The sequence below is a fragment of the Chitinophaga sp. genome (assembly GCF_036569185.1).
Classification (GTDB): Bacteria; Bacteroidota; Bacteroidia; order Chitinophagales; family Chitinophagaceae; genus Chitinophaga.
The window spans coordinates 1-20,478 of sequence record NZ_DATCRD010000009.1 but is presented as its reverse complement, the minus strand read 5'-3'; the positions used below and the strand labels follow the sequence as shown (position 1 = coordinate 20,478).

12 protein-coding genes are annotated in these 20,478 nt (G+C 46.5%); 1 reads left to right on the top strand and 11 read right to left on the bottom strand.

Annotation, left to right across the window (positions count from 1 at the left end; all coding sequences use genetic code 11):
* Positions 1–21: 21 nt before the first annotated feature.
* The 11 genes from VIM72_RS00630 to VIM72_RS00580 form a co-directional block, all read right to left on the bottom strand.
* Complete coding sequence (locus tag VIM72_RS00630) at positions 22–1,203, bottom strand: TlpA disulfide reductase family protein (RefSeq protein WP_332000937.1); 1,182 nt, start codon at positions 1,201–1,203, stop codon at positions 22–24.
* 63 nt (positions 1,204–1,266) lie between these two features.
* Positions 1,267–3,387, bottom strand: a complete 2,121-nt coding sequence (locus VIM72_RS00625) for a carboxy terminal-processing peptidase (protein ID WP_332000936.1) — start codon at positions 3,385–3,387, stop codon at positions 1,267–1,269.
* A gap of 180 nt (positions 3,388–3,567) precedes the next feature.
* Positions 3,568–5,433, bottom strand: a complete 1,866-nt coding sequence (locus VIM72_RS00620) for a M1 family aminopeptidase (RefSeq protein ID WP_332000935.1) — start codon at positions 5,431–5,433, stop codon at positions 3,568–3,570.
* Between the two features lie 130 nt (positions 5,434–5,563).
* A complete protein-coding gene (locus VIM72_RS00615) occupies positions 5,564–6,445 on the bottom strand; it encodes a hypothetical protein (protein WP_332000934.1) in 882 nt (293 codons plus the stop codon).
* 33 nt (positions 6,446–6,478) lie between these two features.
* A complete protein-coding gene (locus VIM72_RS00610; protein ID WP_332000933.1) occupies positions 6,479–7,972 on the bottom strand; it encodes a RagB/SusD family nutrient uptake outer membrane protein in 1,494 nt (497 codons plus the stop codon).
* A 24-nt stretch (positions 7,973–7,996) separates the two neighbouring features.
* Positions 7,997–11,617, bottom strand: coding sequence for a SusC/RagA family TonB-linked outer membrane protein (locus tag VIM72_RS00605; protein ID WP_332000932.1), 3,621 nt, complete (start codon positions 11,615–11,617; stop codon positions 7,997–7,999).
* A 124-nt stretch (positions 11,618–11,741) separates the two neighbouring features.
* Positions 11,742–12,869, bottom strand: a complete 1,128-nt coding sequence (locus VIM72_RS00600) for a FecR family protein (protein WP_332000931.1) — start codon at positions 12,867–12,869, stop codon at positions 11,742–11,744.
* Between the two features lie 53 nt (positions 12,870–12,922).
* Positions 12,923–13,504 carry an RNA polymerase sigma-70 factor gene (locus tag VIM72_RS00595; RefSeq protein WP_332000930.1) on the bottom strand — a complete coding sequence of 194 codons (582 nt, stop codon included), beginning with the start codon at positions 13,502–13,504 and terminating at the stop codon, positions 12,923–12,925.
* A gap of 123 nt (positions 13,505–13,627) precedes the next feature.
* On the bottom strand, positions 13,628–15,547 hold the full coding sequence (locus tag VIM72_RS00590; RefSeq protein WP_332000929.1) for an alpha/beta hydrolase-fold protein: 1,920 nt from the start codon (positions 15,545–15,547) through the stop codon (positions 13,628–13,630).
* 246 nt (positions 15,548–15,793) lie between these two features.
* Positions 15,794–16,954, bottom strand: coding sequence for a FecR family protein (locus VIM72_RS00585; RefSeq protein ID WP_332000928.1), 1,161 nt, complete (start codon positions 16,952–16,954; stop codon positions 15,794–15,796).
* 42 nt (positions 16,955–16,996) lie between these two features.
* A complete protein-coding gene (locus VIM72_RS00580) occupies positions 16,997–17,584 on the bottom strand; it encodes an RNA polymerase sigma factor (protein WP_332000927.1) in 588 nt (195 codons plus the stop codon).
* Between the two features lie 242 nt (positions 17,585–17,826).
* Between VIM72_RS00580 and VIM72_RS00575 the strand changes: the two genes are divergently transcribed.
* Positions 17,827–20,478: SusC/RagA family TonB-linked outer membrane protein (locus VIM72_RS00575; RefSeq protein ID WP_332000926.1), on the top strand; the 2,652-nt coding region annotated here is incomplete at its 3' end.

The window sequence follows — 20,478 nt, the reverse complement described above, 5'->3', positions numbered from 1 at the left end:
TATAAGATTAACAGAAGATATTTACGGCAGGAGCTCAGCAAGTTTTTTATCCAGCGCTTCCCCTCCCAGGTTCAAAGCGATGACCTTTCCATCAGGGCCAATTAATACGCTCGCAGGAATGGCAGTAACGCCATAGGCCCTGGCAGCCTCGCTTCCCCATCCTTTCAGGTCAGAAATGTGACGCCAGTTCAACTGATGTTTCTCAATACCTTTCACCCAGCCTTCTTTCTTTGAATCAAGGGAAACACCGAGTATTACAAAATTCTTATCCTTGAATTTATCATGGGTGGCCTTCAGCTCAGGCATTCCGGCAATGCAGGGTGCGCACCAGCTGGCCCAGAAATCAACCAGCACATACTTACCTTTAAAGTCGTCCAGGGATACCATTTTGCCATCTACATCCGGGAGATTAATAGCAGGAGCCGCTGTACCTTTTTTGGGACTGCCGGCCGCTGCGCCTCCACCCCCTTCGCTGTCGTCAAGATGTAACGCCAATGGGGAAGGATCTATTTTACCTGGATTCTTCCAGCGCATCAATATGCGTGATTGCCTGGCATGCTCTCCAAGAGTAGCATACAGGGCTTCTTTTTCAGCCTCTTTCTGAATGTATACTGTTAGCAGGTAACCACTTACGCCGGAATTGGGGTGTTTCTTTATCCATTCTCTCAATACAGCGGTCTGCGCATCTTTGATAATGCTTCCCTCTTTCTCATATTTTTCAGTAGCATCTTCATCTCCTACCTGCTTCGCATCCCAGTATTTCTTTTCCAGCTCCGCCAGTTTCTTCGTATCCGGATTTTCCGGGGAAGTCAGCGCCATCACCTCCTGCCATTCGCTTACCCATGGAGAACCGGAGTAGGTAAGGTTTCTGAAATCTGCTCCTTTTCCCGTAATATTTATTTTACCATCTTCCATGTACAACACAACTGCTTTACTCTCATCCATCACAGTACCAACCTGCAGGATATATACACTTCCTCCTTTTGCCATATCATGCTTAAGCCGGAAGCTGTGATTTTTAACAATCGTTGAATCCCACTCGCCTGTATATGGCTCCATTAACATCACCATTGAATCGTTTGGCAGATTGTCGATCTTACCGGTTACCACTACCTCTTTGATTTCTTTAGAAGCAGCGGGTTGTTGTGCCAGCGCGCTCAGGCTGCCGGTTGTCAGAAAAAACAGCAAAAATTTTCTTATCATGGTTGATTATTTTTAGTGTTAATTTTAAACGGTTTACTCTTTAAAATATCAGGACTCGATATATTATTTCTGATTGGCCAGTATATCTTCCAATACAGATACTGTTTCATTCAAATAAATATCCTTACTCATTTTCTGCAACCACTCAGCGGTATGGGCAGCTTCTACAGGATCCGCCTTTAGCGTGGCAGGATTAGCGCTCCTTGGTATTGATGGCAGCATATGCAGGTGATGTCCTTCTTTCAGTTCCCTGGATTGTTGCATCATTCTTTCCAATCGCGTAGTGGTGATATAGGACTTACGGAACGCATCTATGTTCAGCGGTACCGGTTTTTCACGCAGTTCTTTTAACTGCTGCATGTTGGCGGCAATATCTTTCAACGATGCATTGTTATGTATCCGGTCATATGCCTCCTTAACAACCAGATCATAGTTGAATGCAAAGGGCATCCGGTCGCAGGCAGTTGTTGCAATGGAGTCATAAGCCAGCGCAGAAGGATAATCTTTCTCCATAACAGATTCCAGTGACATCCTGTCCTGCAGGATAATATCCGGCGTTACTCCTCTCAGCTGCGTGGAAACACCTGTGATCCGGTAAAATTTCTCTTTGGTAAGCCGCATGCTGCCATAGCTGATAGCCGGTATCCCTTTGTCAGGATCACCCATCCTGCCCATATTGGTAACTGTTTGTGCTGTTCCTTTTCCGAATGTGGAACTGGCGCCTACAATCAGGGCACGACCACGATCCTGTATAGCTGCGGCGAAGATTTCAGAGGCAGAAGCGCTGCTTTCATCCACCAGTACAGTTAACGGGCCTTCATAGACCGGAGGTACTGCGGGAGACCAGTAGCTCTTTACACTATCTTTCGACTTGAGCATGGTTACCGGTCCCGGGGGCATAAAACATCCGCTCATTCTTACTACTTCATCCAGGGCGCCGCCCCCGTTTCCACGGAGGTCCATAACGATGCCATCCACTTCGTATTCTTTCAGTTTTGTTACTTCACGGTATACATCCATCGCCGCGCCGGTCAAAAATTGTCCGTTAGGATCCATGTAGAAGAGTGGCAGGTACACATAACCGAACATTCTTCCATTTTTTTCAATCAATGCACTTTTAGCCCTGTTCTCCATATCAACCAGCTCCTCTCTTTTCAGGGTAACTGTTCTCGCCGCTTCCCCCGGTTGCTGCAGCTTCATGGTTACTGAAGATCCCTTATCGCCACGGATCATCGAAGTTACCTGGTTGGATTCCCAACCGCTTACCGGTTTCATATCGCCTTTTGCATCTGCAATTGACACGATGATATCGTTTTCCTTTACCTGGCCACTTTTATAAGCCGAGCCTCCCCGCATCATCCGCTTGATGTAATAGTCCGATTCTTTTGCAGCGAGTTCCACACCAATACCACAGTAACGCTTGGTGAGCATGTCGTTGAACGCCCGGTCTTCAGGAGCAGTATAAGCGGTATGCGGATCTATTTCCGCTACTGCCACTTCCATGTACTGTGCAAATTTTTCATTTACAGCATCTTTCCCGGTTGCTTTACGGAAATACTCCGCATACCAGTTACGTACTTTCCCGCGTGCCTTTGCTTCCAAAACTGTATTTACATTCTTTTTTTCCTTAACGGTGGTATCCGCTTTTTCCATTTCTACATAATGACGCAGCGTGTAGTATTTCAGGAGTTTGCGCCAGAGGTCTTCCCTCGCAGCTTCGCTGGCAGGAAAAGGCTGATCTTTTCTCCATGCCATCACCGATTCTTTTTTCTGCAGATCAAATGGTTGCTGCAATACTTTCATGCAAATCGCTTCTGCTTCTTTCGCACGTTTGTTATATATCGCGTACGTTGCTTCAAAAAAATCAGTAGAGCCGGCGTTCACCTCGTCATCAATCCGGTTTTTATAAACGGCCAGCTTGTTGATATCTTCCTGTAAAAACAGGTTACTATTGGGATCAAGTGTTTGAAATGTCTGGTTCCATACTGCTGCCGAATAAGCATCATCAACCGGTTTAGGTCCGTAGTGCTCCTTGTTGATTCTCTTAAAAGTGGCATTTACAACCGCACTTCTATAAGCCAATGGATCGCTTGTCACAACCTGCTGCTGGCCTGTTACCTGGAATGCGGTCAGTGTGGTTACGATAAAAGAAAGAAAATACTTCTTTCCCGCGCATATACTCATGTTGCTGTTAATTAGTGTGAACAATTGGTTTCAGATCTCTCTTTTTAATAGGCAAACACGAAGAGAAAAAGGGTGAAGGGAATGCAAAAAATAATCAGATCTGTCATTAAATAATAATACCTCCTTTTGCAGGAGGTATTCATGTTGAAATACAATAAAACAGGGATACCGGTATGTGTATTAATGGCTGGAAAAAAATGGCAGGTTTTTCCAGCCATTATTACTTCTGTCCATATCCGGCAGTTCCTTTCCCGGATCCAGGATCACATTTTCCAATGGAACGGAAGAGGCATAATGAAAAGTATGTACCGAGTCCGCCTGCCATACCTGTGCCGGAAAGCGGAGCCTGGCCGACTTCCCACTGGTTTCCCTTATTTCCACATCCACAGGCATCACCTGTTCTCCCCGGTTAACCATCGTAATATTCACGCCCTGTGCCGGGTCGTTGTTCACATACACTACTTCCTTTATTGCCTGGTCCAGTTTCCAGTCGTTCAGGAACCAGCCGCGCCAGAACCAACCCAGGTCTTCTCCTGTTCCATTTTCTATAGCGCGGAAAAAATCACCGGGAGTGGGATGCTTAAAGGTCCATTCCGTTATAAAATCCCTGAACACAGGATCAAATTTTTCCTTACCCGTTATTTTATTTCTCAGTAAGCAGAGTGCTACAGCCGGTTTAATATACATCACCATGGCCATAATACCGGGACGTACGGAAGCCGCAGGCGTATTCAGCGCAGGGATCCCGATGTTGGCAGACAGGCGGCTAACGGCATCGCCCAATTTAAAGGGCGCCTCTCCACGAAGTGTATCGCAGTTAATCAAATTGATAAAAGTGTTAAGTCCTTCCGCCATCCATCCATGCTTACTGTCGGCCGCAATCATGATATTAAACCAGGTATGTCCGATCTCATGATTGGTTTTTGTCCAGAGTGTATTACCATAGCTGCTTTTCCGGTAGTCGATTACAGCAGCTGCCGGCGCTGCCACGCCGGTGACAGAACCGGCAATGTTTACGAAAGTAGTAAAGGGATAAGGTGTCCATAAACGGGAATACATTTCCAGTATGCTTTTCATTTGCCCGGTAATACTTTTCCATTCCAGGTTACTCTCCGGCGGATACAGCGCCATTGCCAGCGCAGTACGGCCTGATGGCAGATTTACCTTCACTGCCTCCCAGATAAAAGCAGCTGAAATCCCCCACATTCCGTCACCTGCATTACTGGTTACAAAATGCCAGGTGCGGCTGCCGCTTTGCTGCGGCGAAGGATCTGTAACTTCGGCTGCAGAACGGATGCTTACAACCGTATCACTTTTCCAGGCATGCCGGTAACGTTTTAAAAGTACCGGGGATAATACTTCTTCCGGGTTCTTCAATTCGCCGGTACCCTGTACTATCAATCCTGCCGGCACAGTGATACGTACATCCAGTGTTCCGGGTTCCACAAAATAGCCGCTGGATAACGCGTTCCAGCCTTGTATATCATCGTACACCGCCACCCGTGGGAACATTGATCCCAGCTGGTACACGGCGCCGTGCACAGTATTCAGGATACCCATATAGTCGGAACCGTTATAGGGTAGCTGAAAGTGGTATCTTACTCTTATCATGGTTTTCTTACCGGGCAATAAGGGCGTGGATAACATTACTTTGATATAGGTATCTGTTACCTGGTAATCGGCTGTTTGCAACAACTTTTTTGTGGCGCCGGTTTCCATAGATGTTATCTCACAACCAGCGGTATATTCCTGTACGCCAAACCGGGTTCCTTTTGCGGGAGTAAGTTGCGCCACGCGGGAGTCTTTACGGAAACGGTTCTGACCGGCCACCAGCCATATAAAAGGTAACGTTTGGCCACTGTTATTGAGATAGTTAATTTCCGTCACACCGCTTACCACGCGGCTTGCTGTATCAAAGGATACAGCCACCTGGTAGTTTACCTGGTTTTGCCGGTAACCTGGTCCGGGTCTGCCATCGGATGTGCGTGCATTAGCGGCAGACGAATTTTCTGAGAATGCAAAAGCGGTGGCTGCATTGTAAACCACCGCTTCTTTTGATTGCGCCTTTATTATTGAACAGCAAAAAATAAGGTATCCTGATATTATTATTTTTTTTGAGAGAATACCCTTTGAAAAGTGTATCATGATGAGACTGGCGCATAGTAAAAAAATCATATCACAGATGATTACCGATCGCTTGTAAATCCACGCCATACTGTGTTTTATAATAGCTGACCAGTGCGTCATACTTCTCCTGTATTTTTCCATTAACATCTACAGAGGGATGCAGGATAGTGGCATCCAGTTCTGCTTTTGTGTGACTGGTAATGGCATTGATATAACAGAGAAAATCCCAGGTAGCGGAAGCAAGGCGGCCATTATCCTCTGAGCTTGGCGCCTCAATCATTCCTTTTTGGGGTTGATAGCCATTAACTAATGGATAACCACCTACGGGCCCCAGTTTTATAAATATATCCGGTATTTCCAATGCGCCGCTTAGTAACGCCTGTTGAAAATAGCACCGGTTCATATATCCTTTCGTTTGCCTGAGCTGCTCCGGCGTACGTTGTTGTAATGTACTGTCGGCCCAGCCAATAGCCATCATATTATGACTCGCTGTAAACCCGGAAATCGAACGGCTGGTATCCGGTGGTTTGTTGTTCCGGTTAGCGATCGTATCGAGATAGGCAGCCAGTATAATCCTTAATGGCAATGTTTTCTTCAGAAACGTTTCGGGGTAAAAATCCAGGCATTGTGTTCTGAAAAAGGTCAGTGTTTGCTGTACGTAAGCCTCGTTGGCATTGGCAGCCATCGTTGGAAGGTAGCTGGTAAGGTCGTAGGCAAAATCCTGTTGTGTGAATTTATATAGTATATAGCTGCCGTATTTCTTATTAAAAGCAACGATCGAATCGTCATAGGGATGATTTCCCTGTGGAAGAGAATAAAAAACAGGCGGATCGTTTGGGCTCAACGTCTTCTCCTTACTACAGGAAAACAGTCCCCATACGATGAACAGTAAACAACTACCGGTGATAGTGCGTACCAGGAAATGGCGCATAAAATATAAATTATAAATAAGAAGATAATTTAGTTATTGTGGTTGCCGGAGACCCGCTATTTGCTGGTTTTGCGGCAATTGGGTATTCTTCTGCAATACTTCATTTGGGATAGGAATAACATACTGCGGATCCCTTGCATCCAGTTTATAGATAACGGTTGTATTCATATCCGGCGTAAAAATATGTTTTATCGGAGGCATGCCGTATCTTCTGAGATCAAACCAGCGATGTGCGCATTCCCGGAAAAGTTCGCGCCGGCGTTCCGTGCGGCACATTTGCAGCAAGGTATCAGCCGGCTTTATCTCCCAGTTGGTAAAACTATTCCTGTCAATACGCTTTGCACGGAGTGTATTCAAACTCTTCAGCGCTTCGGCGGCAGCGCCGGCGTCTCCCCTGGTTTTATACAGCTGTATATATGCTTCCGCGCGGTTCAGGTATGCTTCCGAACTCCTCCAGGCAGATCCCATGTTTGTAAAGCTGGATGCAGCACCGTACGTTTTCTGGATGGTGTAATCAGGCGTAACCCATTGCTTCAGCCAGTCCGGAGTCATACTAAAATAAACCTGGCTGCGCAGATCCCCGGCATCAAAACAAGCGGCCAGGCTTCCGGAGATTTCATAGGCCTGTCCTGTTCCTTTCGGAAATTCTTCGTTCATGTTTCCGTAATACCAGATCGTTTCAATATTACCGGCGCCGAGCACCGGCTTCGCAACCGGATCTGGATCGCCCCAGCCATTCAGGTCCATTAGCTGAGGATGGTAGGACAATACATAGTCTGCATTTTCTATCACTTTATTCCATTGTTCCATATACAGGTATACCCTGCTTGCCAGCAGGTGCACAGCAACATGGGAAATACGGAACAGTTTCTGATCGGACTTTACCTGGCCTAACAGGCTGGCGGCGCTATCCAGGTCGCTGACAATCTGTTTGTATACTTCTTTCACAGAGCTTCTGGCGGGCAATGCTTCCGATAAGTCAGGCGAAAGCATCAGCGGCACGCCGTCCAGTTTATCCGGCGTAGTGGTGGAATCGTTGTAGGGCTTTGCGTATAGGTTCACCAGCATAAAATGATAGAATGCTCTCAATACGTATGCCTCTCCTTTATACATCATTTTCTCTGTTGCGTTACCTTCTGATTTATCCAGGTATTGTAATGCCACGTTGGTACCCAGTATCATCTTGTAATAAGTACGCCATGAATTAAACGCATCTTTATCCATACTGCCCGCTTCCTGGCAACGGTCTATGAAATCCCGTTGCCATTGAAACGCCCCTGCATTCGTGGTAATATAATCCTGCAACCCGTCTAATGCAGGACCATTGTAGCATTGCACATCATCATCCATCAGGGCTAAGTAAGGTTCCAATAATGTAGTTGAAGTAGGATAACCGTTTGTATATAGTATTTCACCAAAATCCCTGGTCGTTTTAGGTATTACATCTGTTTGAGATTGTTCCTCCAGGAATTTCTTACAGGAAGCCATACCCAACACCAGCAAAGCGATAACAAAAATTCTTTTCATACACTATATTTTTAAGATACTGGTTTAAAAGTTCACGCCCATACTAAATCCATACTGCCTGGTAATCGGGAGGGCAGTGGTGCCTACTCCGTCTGTTTCCGGATCCTGGCCATTGAGCTTCCTGCTGGCAATAGTGAATGCATTCCTCACAAACAGGCCCATTGCTATTCCCTTTACACCGGAACGGCCCAGAACTTTTGCCGGAATTGAGTAGTTAAACGATAAGTTCCTGCAACGGAGAAAGCTGCTGCTAACTACTCTCAGATCAGACTTGTCATACGCTTCATACGCGTATAACGCAGGCGAAACAGATGCAGCTGATCCTGCAACAATAATTGGCAACTCTATCTGGGCGCCACCCTCGTACCGGTCCACGATCGCCGGAATATCTGTTTTTGTTTCATCGCCGGGTTTACGCCACCGGTCTGCAAATGCCCTGTTGGCATTATCGAATGGATTAGGCACGCCTATTCCATTGGAGCCCTGATTAAACAAAGGGTTCAGGCGTTTATGCCCACCCAGCGCGTAAAAGAAGTCTCCGCTCACCGAAAAATTCCTATACCTGAAATTGGAAGAAAAGCTGCCGTTTATTGTAGGATAAATATGGCCGGAATAAACCAGGAAGTCAGCCGGATCATTTGTCTTATTTTTCACATTCACGTAATTGAATGTTGGCATTCCATTTTTTGAATCAAGTCCTTTGTAAGAGAAAGAGTAAAAGGCTGATCTTGGCTTCCCGGGGATAAGGGCCTCTCCACTGAGATAGGTCAGGTAATCGTTCCGGGAATCTGTTTCGGCCACCTCATTGCGATTCCAGCTATTGATAAAGCGAAGTGAGAAACCGGTATTTTTCCGGCGGATAATCTCCACATTCATGACCAGTTCCAGGCCACGGTTCAGGGCAATTCCTGCGTTCTCATACATCATGTCCATTCCGTATTCAGAAGCAATCTGGCGGGAACTGATAAGGTCTACACTTTTCTTCAGATAATAATCTATGTTCAGGTTAAGCCTTCTGTCAAAGACCGACAGGTCTGCTCCGAAATTCCACTGGTATGTTTTTTCCCATCTCAGGTCAGGATATGGTAAAGATTTGATACCCAGGTAAGGTACGCCGGTAATAGGATCTATGCTGCCGCTTCTCTGGTAGGAGGCGATAAGTTCCGGTCCAACTGCGCCCACCACGTTCCCCTGGGTGCCAAAAGAAGCTCTCAGCACCACGCCGCTCAGCAGCCGGCTGTTTTTCAAAAAGTTTTCATTATCCAGGTTCCACCTGGCAGATAAACCATAGTTAGGTAAAAACTTTGCATTAGAATATTGTCCAAACCGGTTTGAGCCATCTGTACGGATAGTTCCTGTTATTACATACTTATTGTTCAGGCTGTAAATAGCGTTTCCATACATGGATACAACATTACTCACGGTATTGGTGATAGTATGCCGGCTGAAGTATTGCCGGCTATAATCACTGGCAAAAAATTGTTGTCCTCTGTCGGGGAAATAGCCTGGCTCCGTGGAAGATGCTCCTTTCATTTGTGTAGATGTAATCTGGTTACCGGCAGTTAGTATCAACTGATCCCTGCCACTGAACAAATCCATGGTATACATAAGATCGTTACGGGTATCAACCTTTAACGAGTTCATGTTACCAATGGTGGCCAGTCCTCCGTATGGTATTTTAGATTTCGCCGCCTGGATGTCGGTTGGTGTAAAATCGATATTCCATCCGCGCATAGCGGAGATAAAATTACTTTTATCGTAGGCTGCCGACATCTGTTCTGAGGCGTCCATTACTATATTGGATGCATTCGTGAATTGCAGTCCTTTTAAAATTTTATAACTGAGGGTAACAGCTGCCGTCATAGACCTGGTACTTCCATGGTTTTCAGATGATGCTATTTCGTTCAGGATATTATAGGTGATAGGCGGCGGTACCGGGTACTGGTTAAAGTCATTAGATCCGGATACAGGGTAAACTGCATCCGGCGAAATAGCCCGGTTCGTTTTTAGCGCGTATGTCAACGGATTTATGCCCCCGTAATATCCCTGGAACTTCCCATAACTCCCTGTCAGCCTGAGGTCTACGGATAATTTTGTATTGGCTTCCGAATGCACAGATAAATCGGCCGTATATCTTTTATTTCCATCCTGCTGAGCCGCCCCGTTATTATCTGAGTAACTCACAGAACCATAATAAGTGGTTTTTCCCACTCCTCCGCTCATACTAACCGAATGGCTCATGCCAAAGGTGTTCCTGAATAATACTTTGAACCAATCCGTGTTATTGGTTTCCAGCTTTGCAACAGCGGTTCTGAATTGATCTGCTGTTATTGTCCTGGCGTATAAAGCCTGTAACAATCCTTCGTAGGAAATATTTTCCCTGAAAGCATTGTAGCTTCCGTTATAAAGCGTTTTATCTTCCACCAATTCCCGGGAGAACGCTACTCTTTCTTTGGAATTCATCAACGGAAGATTGTTGTAAGAGGGCCGTTGCTGGAAAGAAAAGTTGGTGTTATAGTTTACCTGCATGGGGCCGGCCTTTCCTCTTTTCGTGGTAACTACAATTACCCCGTTGGCCGCACGCACACCATAGATAGCGGTAGCGGCCGCATCTTTGAGAAAAGTAATGCTTTCAATATCGTATGGATTAACACCGCTCACCGCTCCGCCTATCAGGGAGTAGTCACCGCTCTGCCCATCGGTAATGGCTGTATTAAGTTGAGTAGCGGATATATCTACCGGGTCGGGACGAACCACATTGTCTATAACCCACAATGGGCTGCCATTTCCCACGAAGGTGGAAGTGCCCCTCATACGGATGGTGGGCCTGGCATTTACGCTGCCGGAATTATTAATCACCATTAAGCCCGGTACCTTTCCCTGCAACATCTGGTCAACCGAAGTAACCCCCGGTTCAATCACCTCTTTGGCATCAAGCTTGAAGATCGCGGCAGTTGCCATTTTCGCATCTATCTTCTGATAACCGTTCACCACTACTTCCTGGATGGCCTGGGCAATGGTATCCATTTTTATAATCACCAGGTCGCCTCCACTTCTTGTTACCTTATGAAAAACTGTTTTCATCCCCACCATGGAAATGCGCAGCTGGTCATTTTCATTCGCAGTTAATGAAAAAAGACCATCCTTCGCTGTTACCGTTCCTTCCCGGGAGTTTATCGCCTGCACGGTAACTCCGGCCAGGGGACCACTGGAAGTAACTACCTGGCCCAATACGATCATCATCACCTTGCTATCCGGCGAAATAATTTTGTTCTGCGGAAAAATAACGATTCCTCCCAATTCCGTCTGGAATGTGAGAGCGGTATTGTTTAATACCAGCCGTAGTAATTCACCCAATGTGGTTGATTTCACGTTTACTGTAACAGCAGGCTGTTTGCGGATAATGTCCAGGTTGTAGGTGAACCTTACATCTGTGATCCCACGGATCTCTTTCAGGACCTTCAACAGGGGCTGGCCTTCCGAATGATATGAGGGCACACGTCTGTTCAGCAGGTTCTCGTCCTGGTCCTGTGCATGAGCAGTAGCTACTATCATCATCAGCAGCAACAGGAACAGTCCTGGTAAGCGCATGGCAAAGCCCTGCAACACCCTCCTGGAGGAAGGGAAGCCTAACATTTTTTTCATTTTGGTCTGATATTAAAATTAAAGCAGCAACTTCCGGCTGCATACCACCGGAATAGTTTCTGGCAGCATTATCTGCTGCAGCATTTCTACATACATTATTTATTTCTCATGTTCCTGTTATACGCTAACGGCTTATATATACCATTCTACCTTGTACACGGAATTTTATATCTCCGATGGTGAGGTGGATCCTGTTCAATACATCCTGTAAATTGGTTGGTTGTTGCATATCCAGTGTAAAGCTCAATGCCGCAAGCGAAGCATCCTCGAATTTAAAATCATAATCAAAAGTGCGTCCGAGACTGGTGGTGATATCCGATAACGACGCGTCTTCAAAATAAATATTGTTATCCTTCCAGGCTGTATAAATCCTGATATCCACCTGTTTCTTCACCAAAGCGCCGGATGCTTCATTGTATGAAGATTGTTCCCCCGGCGATAATATAATACTGTTACTTTCCGGCCCCACGCGAACTTTCCCGGAAGTGAGGGTAGTTTGTATGGTTGATGTTTCGTAGGTATTCACGTTGAAAGTAGTACCCAATACCCGTATGTCCATTTTAGTTGTATGTACCAGGAATGGTTGCTGCGGATTGGCGGCTACCTCAAAAAAAGCCTCTCCTTCCATCGATACTTCCCTGGTTTTCCCGTTAAATGCCGTAGGATAAACCAACCTGCTATCAGCATTCATCGATACAACGGTACCATCTGCCAGTTTTACCCTGATTTTGTTGCCTCTTGGCACCAGCAGCGTGTCCATCGTAATATTTTCCTCTTTTCCGTTGGTCGCTTCATAAACGATGCTGGCACTGTTCGCCTTCACCTGCACGCCATTGTTGTATTGTAAAGTTTGCGATACACTGTCGAGCACAATCTTTTTACCGTTGCCAAGCAGTTGAACATGTCCGGATGGCTTCATATCTGCCTGGGCTATCACCGTTGGCTGATGGGCCACCTCTTTTTTCCAGAAGCGTAACCCGGCGGTGATTACAACAGCCAGCACTGCCGCCGCTGCGGCTATTTCCCAGGCGGGCTTCCACCATACTATCTTTGGCTTGTGAATATCGCGGGCTGCAGTAAACCGCTGCCATCCTTCATCCACGGGAAATTTATCGTGCGTAGCAAGTCGTTGTTGAATTTCCCTGGATTCTTTCAGCATGGCTTCCTCCTCTGCAGTCAATGGCTCCATATTAGTGCCCTCCAGTGCAGCAAGCAGCTTATCCCAATTTATGTCCTTATCTGGTGTGTCCATAGCTTATCCGTATTAAAGGCAACGAGGTTTTAAAAACGGGTGAAGGCAAATGATCATTTTTTTAAAAAAAATAAAATAGAGGCGAGCTTTATCATCCATTCACATTCCTTTCTCAGGTATTGATAGGCCAGTTTGATCTGTGTTTTTACAGTATTTATGGAGATATTTAACTGGTCGGCTATATCTTTATATTTAAATCCATCACGGTTACTCAATAAAAATATCTGCCGGCGCTGGGCAGGTAAACGTTCTATAGCCGCCCAGAGGGAGGCATCCCTGCCGGCCAGCTGCTCAGCATCCTCTTCTTCCGGCTGTTTTGCCATGTGCTCCAGCGCTTCCGGTTCGTCGAAAGATATTTTACCGGCCCTTTTTATGTAATTGATACAGGCATTCCGGACAGCACGGATGGCATAACTCCTGAAGTTCTGCGTAATCCGGATCACGCCCCGCTTATCCCAGCAATAAAGAAAGAAATCCTGCACCACATCCTTTGCCGCGTCCTCGTCCTCCAGCATATGGTAGGCAGTGGCACACAAAAAGGTGTAATGGAGCCGGAACAGCTCTTCAAATGAAGCCGGATCTATTGACTTTGGTTGATTCATATTCACTTTGGCGCCTCTGAAATTAGTTCGCACAAAGTAAACAAAAATTTGTACTAATAATTTATGTATCAATATTACTGCCCCGTAGAGCAAATAACAGCCCCTAAAAGAGAGAGAAAAAAATCCTGATCCTGTTAAGGAAAGCCAAATGTCTTTTTACTTAAAAAGCAACTGTGCAAAATTGAACAGGTTATTCCGCCATACGGGCCAGGTATGACCGCCAGGGTATTCGCTATAGGTATGTTTAATGTTCAGCTCATCCAGTTTGGCCAGCATCAGCTGACAGTTTTTGTAGGCAATATCTTCCTTTCCCCCCATGGAAATCCATAGCGATTTCAAATTGTTATTAATCATGGCAGCATGGGCTTTCATAAAATCGTACTGGGCCTCGGCAATACTATTTTGCCGGGATTGTATCCATCCCGAACTGAATACCCCCAGGTAAGAAAACAGGTCTGTATTTTTAATCCCCGTATAAAGTGTATGAATGCCACCCATAGATAACCCCGCCAATGCCCTTTTGTTGGCAGCTGTTTCAGCCCGGTATTCTTTTTCTACCAGTGGAATAATAATATCTTTCAACTCCGTCTCAAATGTTTGTAAGGCAGATTCGCCAAACGCAGTGCCCCCAACGTTCGCATCGGGCATTACGACCAGCATTGGCTCCGCTTTTTTTGAGGCGATCAGGTTATCCAGGATCAGATCCGTTTTACCTTGCATGGCCCACCCGGTTTCGTCTTCACCACCGCCATGCAGGATATAGAGCACGGGGTACTTTTGATTGGCAGCCGCCTCATAACCTGGCGGAACATAGATATACAGCTGCCGCCATGAGCCCGTAACCTTTGAGAAATATTTCCTGATCCGGATATCTCCATGCGGAACATCCCTCAATGCATAATAATTGCCGCCGGCAAAAGGTATTTCAATACCGCTTGCCATTCTTCCCATACCGTAAAAGGTTTCACTGGCAGGATCCGCAACGGCTACGTCGTCTATCAGCAGGGAATAATAATGAAACCCTTCACCTATGGAATCTGTTGTTACTGTCCATAAACCACTGGTGTCTTTCACCATGTTATACCTGCGGCCCAGGTCCACCTGGACTTTCCGCGCCTCCGGCGCTTTGATACGGAAAACAACACGATGGTCGGCCAATATCTGTGGATACTTTGCGTTACGCACATTGGTTTCAGCAGGCGCCCCCTCTACCGGGTACTTTGAGAATGTAGTAGTATCCACCGGCTTAAATATCAGCTGGGAAAACATAAACAACCCATTCTTCCATACTTTGAAGTCATGCACACCCGGTTCTATGTAATAGATATGCGGTACATTGTTCTTTTGCAGGTAATCATGTGTGCGTTTGCTGAAAGTGATCAAACCATCGCTGGCGCCACAGGAGATCCAGAGTAGTTTTATTTTCCGCCTTGCTTCCGCAGGATCCGGAATCAATTGCTCCGGTGTTTTGGTGTTGGGGGCAGACGAAAAACCGCCTATCCATGCAAACATATCCAGGTTACCCAGCCCAAAATTCAGCGATTGTCCGCCTCCCATTGAGAGCCCGGCAATGGCCCGGTGATCCCTGTCTGTGTATACAGGGTATTTCTTTTGTATATAGGGAATCAGATCATTCAATAAATCTTTTTCAAAAGTGGCAAACGCCTGCACTTTGTCCGGAGCCATTATGTTACCGGTGGCCCGATCATCTTTCATAGCTCTTCCATTGGGCATAACAACAATCATAGGCTCAATTTTACCTTCAGCGTAGAGGTTGTCCAGCACCACCTGGGGTGTACCGCCTTTCAGCCATTCCTTTTCGTCGCCGCCAATGCCATGCAGCAGGTATAACACCGGGTATTTTTTCTTCCCTGAAAATCCCGGTGGCAGGTATATCAGCGCCCTACGCGGATTGCCCACTGTTACCGAATTATAGCTGATGGTATCAATCCGGCCATGCGGTATATCTTCACGCGGGGTGTCAAAACCTGAGGGCGCGTGCTCAATAATGCCTTGTGTAAAAGCGGTTACCGTAAACAATAGAAGGGGAATAAGATTAGATACTATCTTTTTCATGCTGGACTTTTTTTCTGCTAATAAATATGGCTTCATAGCTTCGGGGTGATGACATGCCCGTGGAACTCGTTCTTAAAGGATTACCATCAGGGATAGTTAACGCCTGCCGATATATCAAAAATAGAGGAATGCGTTTTTAACCGATAGCTTATTTGTTGAAATTAATAGCATAATTGTTTTATGAACAATAATTAAAACAATAAGAACCTGTTAAACGGCAAAGAAGCAAAATTTCCCAACATGCTGTCAAAGGATCTGCAACACACTCCCCGTCAGCTGGTACTTAATCTCCGCCGTCTTCGACAAATTATCCATAAACTCAGGCAATCCGTCCTTTTTTGTGAGCACGCCGCTTACCGTAATCCCTTCTGCACCCGGTGTATTGAATTGTACGGTCACATCAAACAGGCGTTTGATCACGATGGCAATTTCCTTTAACGTGGTATTCCTGAAATAATATTTCCCTTCCAGCCATGCAAGCGTATTGCGGGCATTAAACTCGTCGACCCGGAAACCATTGCCCTGCTGGGAGTTGTAGGTGGCTTCATACCCCGGCGACAGCTGCACACTTTGATTACCGGTTTTACTTTTCAGGGACACTTTGCCCGAGGAAAGCGAAAGGCGGGTATTATTGCTGTTATAGGTGTTGATATTAAATGCGGTGCCAAGCACATTCACAGAAAACTGCCCCGTATGCACAATAAAAGGATGGTTAATATCTTTATGCACAGAAAAATAGGCTTCCCCATTTACAAATACTTCCCGCGTACGCCCGTTGAACGACACGGGGAACCTGATTTCCGACATGGCGTTGAGCCATATCTCTGTGCTGTCGGGCAGCGTAAGTTTATAGTCTTTCCCTGCAGGCACCTGCAACAGGTTCATGGCTGTGGGAGCATCGGCATTTGCCGCCTCATATTGCAGGCTTTTGGGTGATACCCGCATTTGTGCCGGGCCGATGTTGAGCAGTGACGACTGTGTGGTATCGGAAAGATTAACGGTTTGCCCGTTGGCCATCTGCAGGATAATGCTATTGCCCGACGCTGCCTGCTTTACAGCGGCAACAGGATGTTGGGGAGCTTCCCGGGGAAAGAAAAAATACAGGCAGGCAGCGCTGCCAAGTAACAGCAATAAACCGGCGGCTACCCGGTACAGTACCCGCATATTGCCGGTATTACTTTTCTTAAAAAGGTGCTTTCTTTCTTCCCACAGCTGCGATTCATCCAGCTGGCGCAGGTATTGCCTGGCAGCCGGATCATTGAGTTGATGCTGCATGCGGGTGAACATATCCATTAACGCCGGATCGGCAGCCATAAGCTCCTGCAGCGCATGGTCGTCTTCCCCGGAAATATTCCCGGTCAGCTTTTCCAGCATTAATTGATCAATATATTGCTTATCTGAGGTCATTGATAGTAAACTTAATGAGAGAAGTAAACGCTACAGTACATTTCATTCAGACACCGGCAGGTGCAGCTTATTGCGCAGTGTTTTAACGGCCATTTTAAGATGGGTTTTCAATGAATTGACACTGATCCCCATATTGTCGGCCACTTCATGATATTTCTTCTGCTGCATATATACAAGCGTAAATGCCCGCTGACGCTGGGCCGGAAGCTCGCTCAACAATTCATGCAACTGGCGGTGAAGCTGCTCCTGCGCACTCCATCCTTCATCTGAATCCCTTTCTTTATGCGTGTTCAGCTCATACAGGCCCGACTGATCAACCGTTTCTGCATATCTCTCAATCTTTTTCAGCGCCCTTTGCTTCACCTTATGATAATCGCTTACCTGGTTACGGACAGCCGTGAGCAGATAACTTTTAAGACAGCCTCTTATATTCCGGTACAGCTTCTTTTCCCACATACCACTCAATACCAGCTGAACAAGATCATCTGCCGCCCCCGCATCACTGGTGCCGAGATATGCTTTGGTCCACATCAGCCGGTAATATTTCTTGAAAATAAACTCAAAAGCATCACCGGCATTTCCTGTTTTTAATAATGCAAGTATGACTTCATCTCCCGGATATTCAGGCATAAAACACTTTTTAGGCTGGTTGATTAGATAACGCGGATAATATTCAATTGGGACATTGAAGTTAAATATAAGACGTTTGAATGATAAAATGTTAATTTGACAATTATTAATTTTTTTACGTAAGAGGGATAACGGTCTTCCCATTCACCCATTTTCCAAATGTGTCGTCTTAGTAATGTGCGCCATAAAAAACAAGCACCCATAGTCACCACGTTACAGTCATTGTCAACCAAACAAGGAAAATGAAAAGAAGTATCCCGTTATTGAATACTGGCCGGCGTTCTTTTGCCGGGCCCAGGGTGTTTATCACCACTTTTTTGCTCTTTTTTTTAAGTTTTACTACGCGAAGTCAGAACCTTCCGGCATCCACGGTGGCCATCAAAGGAAATAATATGACGCTGGAAAGCATCTTCCAGGCGATTGAAAAACAAACAAACCTCACCTTTTTTTACAGCGACGACCTCCTGAAAAGTGAAGTGATCAGCGGCCCCATTGACTATACAAATGCCCGGGTAGCCACTGTACTGAACGAAATACTGAAAGGCCGCAACCTGCTGTACGAACTGAAGAAAAACGTGGTACTGATTAAACGGGGCAGGAACCCTGCCGCAGGTGATACCAATCCTGCAGAAAAAAAGAACACTACCCAGGAACGGCAGGTTTCAGGGCTGGTACTTGCCGAAGATACCCGGACGCCTTTGCCCATGGCAACCGTAATGCTGAAAGGCACCACTACCGGCGCTAAAACAGACCAGGACGGCCGTTTCAGATTAAAAATTACCGGCGACAGTAAAATATTGGTTGTACAATACATAGGCTATGTATCGAGGGAAATACCCGTGAAAAATGACGAGGGCAATTACGAAATATTGCTATCCCCCCGGGACAACACCATTAAAGACGTGGTAGTGGTAGCTTACGGCACCCAGAAAAAATCCAGTATGGTAAGCTCTATTACCGCCATTGAGCCTAAAGAACTGAAGGGCCCTACCGGTAACCTTACCACTATGCTGGCCGGCAGGATCCCCGGGGTGATCTCCTACCAACGGAGCGGCGAGCCTGGGGCCGACAATGCACAGTTCTTTGTAAGGGGCGTGGGCACCTTTGGCGCAGGAAAAGTAGATCCTCTTATCTTAATTGACAATATAGAGTCATCCTCCAGGGATCTCGCCAGGTTGCAGCCGGATGATATCGCCGGTTTTTCTGTTTTGAAAGATGCTACAGCCTCCTCGCTGTACGGAGCCAGGGGCGCCAACGGGGTGATACTGGTTACTACCAAAACCGGTAACCTCGGGAAGATGCGTTTCAACTTCCGTATGGAGAACTCTACTTCCGCCAACACGCAGAATTTTAAACTGGCAGATAATGTTACCTACATGAAACTCGCCAACGAAGCGGTGTTAACCAGGAACCCGCTGGGCGTGTTGCCCTACTCACAAAATAAAATTGATCATACCGCCGCCGGAGACGACCCGTTATTATATCCAAACAACAACTGGATCCAGCAGCTGATCAAGGACCGCACCACCAATCAGCGTTTCAATATCAATGCCAGCGGAGGCTCAGATAAAGCAAAGTACTACCTGGCCATGACCTATAACATTGATAACGGCATTCTCAAAGAAAACAAACTGAATAATTTCAGCAATAACATTAAGCTTCGCTCCTATTCCATCTTATCCAACGTTACTTTAAACCTCACCAAAACAACAGAAGCACTGGTAAGCCTGAAGGGGCAGTTCGATGATTATAACGGCCCCATAGGCGGCGGCGCAGCTACTTTTTATAATGCCATCTGGAGCAACCCGGTGGCGTTTCCGGCAGTATACCCATCCAATCTGCTGCCCTATGCCAAACACCCGCTGTTTGGAAACGCCCTGATACCCGGCGGCGGCGGGCTATATGTGAATCCATATGCCCTGTCCCTTTCCGGGTTCCAGGCTACCAATACCAGTACGCTTACCGCGCAGCTCAGTTTACGGCAAGACCTGGAAGCCATTACACCCGGGCTTTCTGCCAGGATGATGGCCTATACAGGGCGGTATGCAAACTTTGCCGTGTCCCGTCAGTACAGCCCTTATTATTACCAGTCGAGCGCAGTAGACGGAAAATTTACCGGTCTTACCCTCATCAACGATGGCAACGTGGGAAGCGTTGGCCCTACGCCTACAGAATATCTTACCTATGCGCCCGGCGATAAAAATGTAAATACAACAACCTATGCAGAAGCCGCTGTAAACTATTCCAGGATCTTCAATAAGATACACAACGTAGGAGGTATGCTGATAGGCACTATCAGGAACTATCTTACCGGTAATGCTTCCAGCCTGCAGCTTTCCTTACCTGCACGCAACCAGGGCGTATCCGGCAGGTTTACCTATGCTTATGACGACCGTTACCTTTTCGAATTTAACTTCGGGTACAACGGCTCTGAAAGATTTGCAGCCAATCACCGGTTTGGCTTTTTCCCTTCGGTAGGAGGCGGCTGGATCGTATCCAATGAGAAATTCTTTAAGCCGCTGGCCAATACCATTGACCAGCTGAAATTCAGGTTCACCTACGGACTGGTGGGCAACGACCAGATAGGCAGTGCCACCGACCGTTTCTTTTATCTCTCGGATGTTAATTTAAATGGCGGGGCAGCAGGATATTTCGGTACCAACTTCACCTACAACCGGCCTACCGTAGCCATCAACCGCTATGAGAACCGGGACATCACCTGGGAGCTGTCTAAACAAACCAATATCGGGATGGACCTTACCGTGTTTAAAGACCTTACCATCACCGTAGACGCCTATGAGCAAAACCGTTCCAACATCCTCATGGTAAGAAGCACCGTGCCCAGCTCAATGGGGTTGCAGGCCAACATTTCTTCCAATGCCGGAAAGGCTTAC

Bases quoted from the DNA above. Each gene is read 5' to 3' on its own strand.
- VIM72_RS00615 (WP_332000934.1), bottom strand. From the start codon at position 6,445: ATGCGCCATTTCCTGGTACGCACTATCACCGGTAGTTGTTTACTGTTC.
- VIM72_RS00580 (WP_332000927.1), bottom strand. From the start codon at position 17,584: ATGCCTGAATATCCGGGAGATGAAGTCATACTTGCATTATTAAAAACA.
- VIM72_RS00600 (WP_332000931.1), bottom strand. From the start codon at position 12,869: ATGGACACACCAGATAAGGACATAAATTGGGATAAGCTGCTTGCTGCA.
- VIM72_RS00610 (WP_332000933.1), bottom strand. From the start codon at position 7,972: ATGAAAAGAATTTTTGTTATCGCTTTGCTGGTGTTGGGTATGGCTTCC.
- VIM72_RS00585 (WP_332000928.1), bottom strand. From the start codon at position 16,954: ATGACCTCAGATAAGCAATATATTGATCAATTAATGCTGGAAAAGCTG.
- VIM72_RS00625 (WP_332000936.1), bottom strand. From the start codon at position 3,387: ATGAGTATATGCGCGGGAAAGAAGTATTTTCTTTCTTTTATCGTAACC.
- VIM72_RS00590 (WP_332000929.1), bottom strand. From the start codon at position 15,547: ATGAAAAAGATAGTATCTAATCTTATTCCCCTTCTATTGTTTACGGTA.
- VIM72_RS00605 (WP_332000932.1), bottom strand. From the start codon at position 11,617: ATGAAAAAAATGTTAGGCTTCCCTTCCTCCAGGAGGGTGTTGCAGGGC.
- VIM72_RS00630 (WP_332000937.1), bottom strand. From the start codon at position 1,203: ATGATAAGAAAATTTTTGCTGTTTTTTCTGACAACCGGCAGCCTGAGC.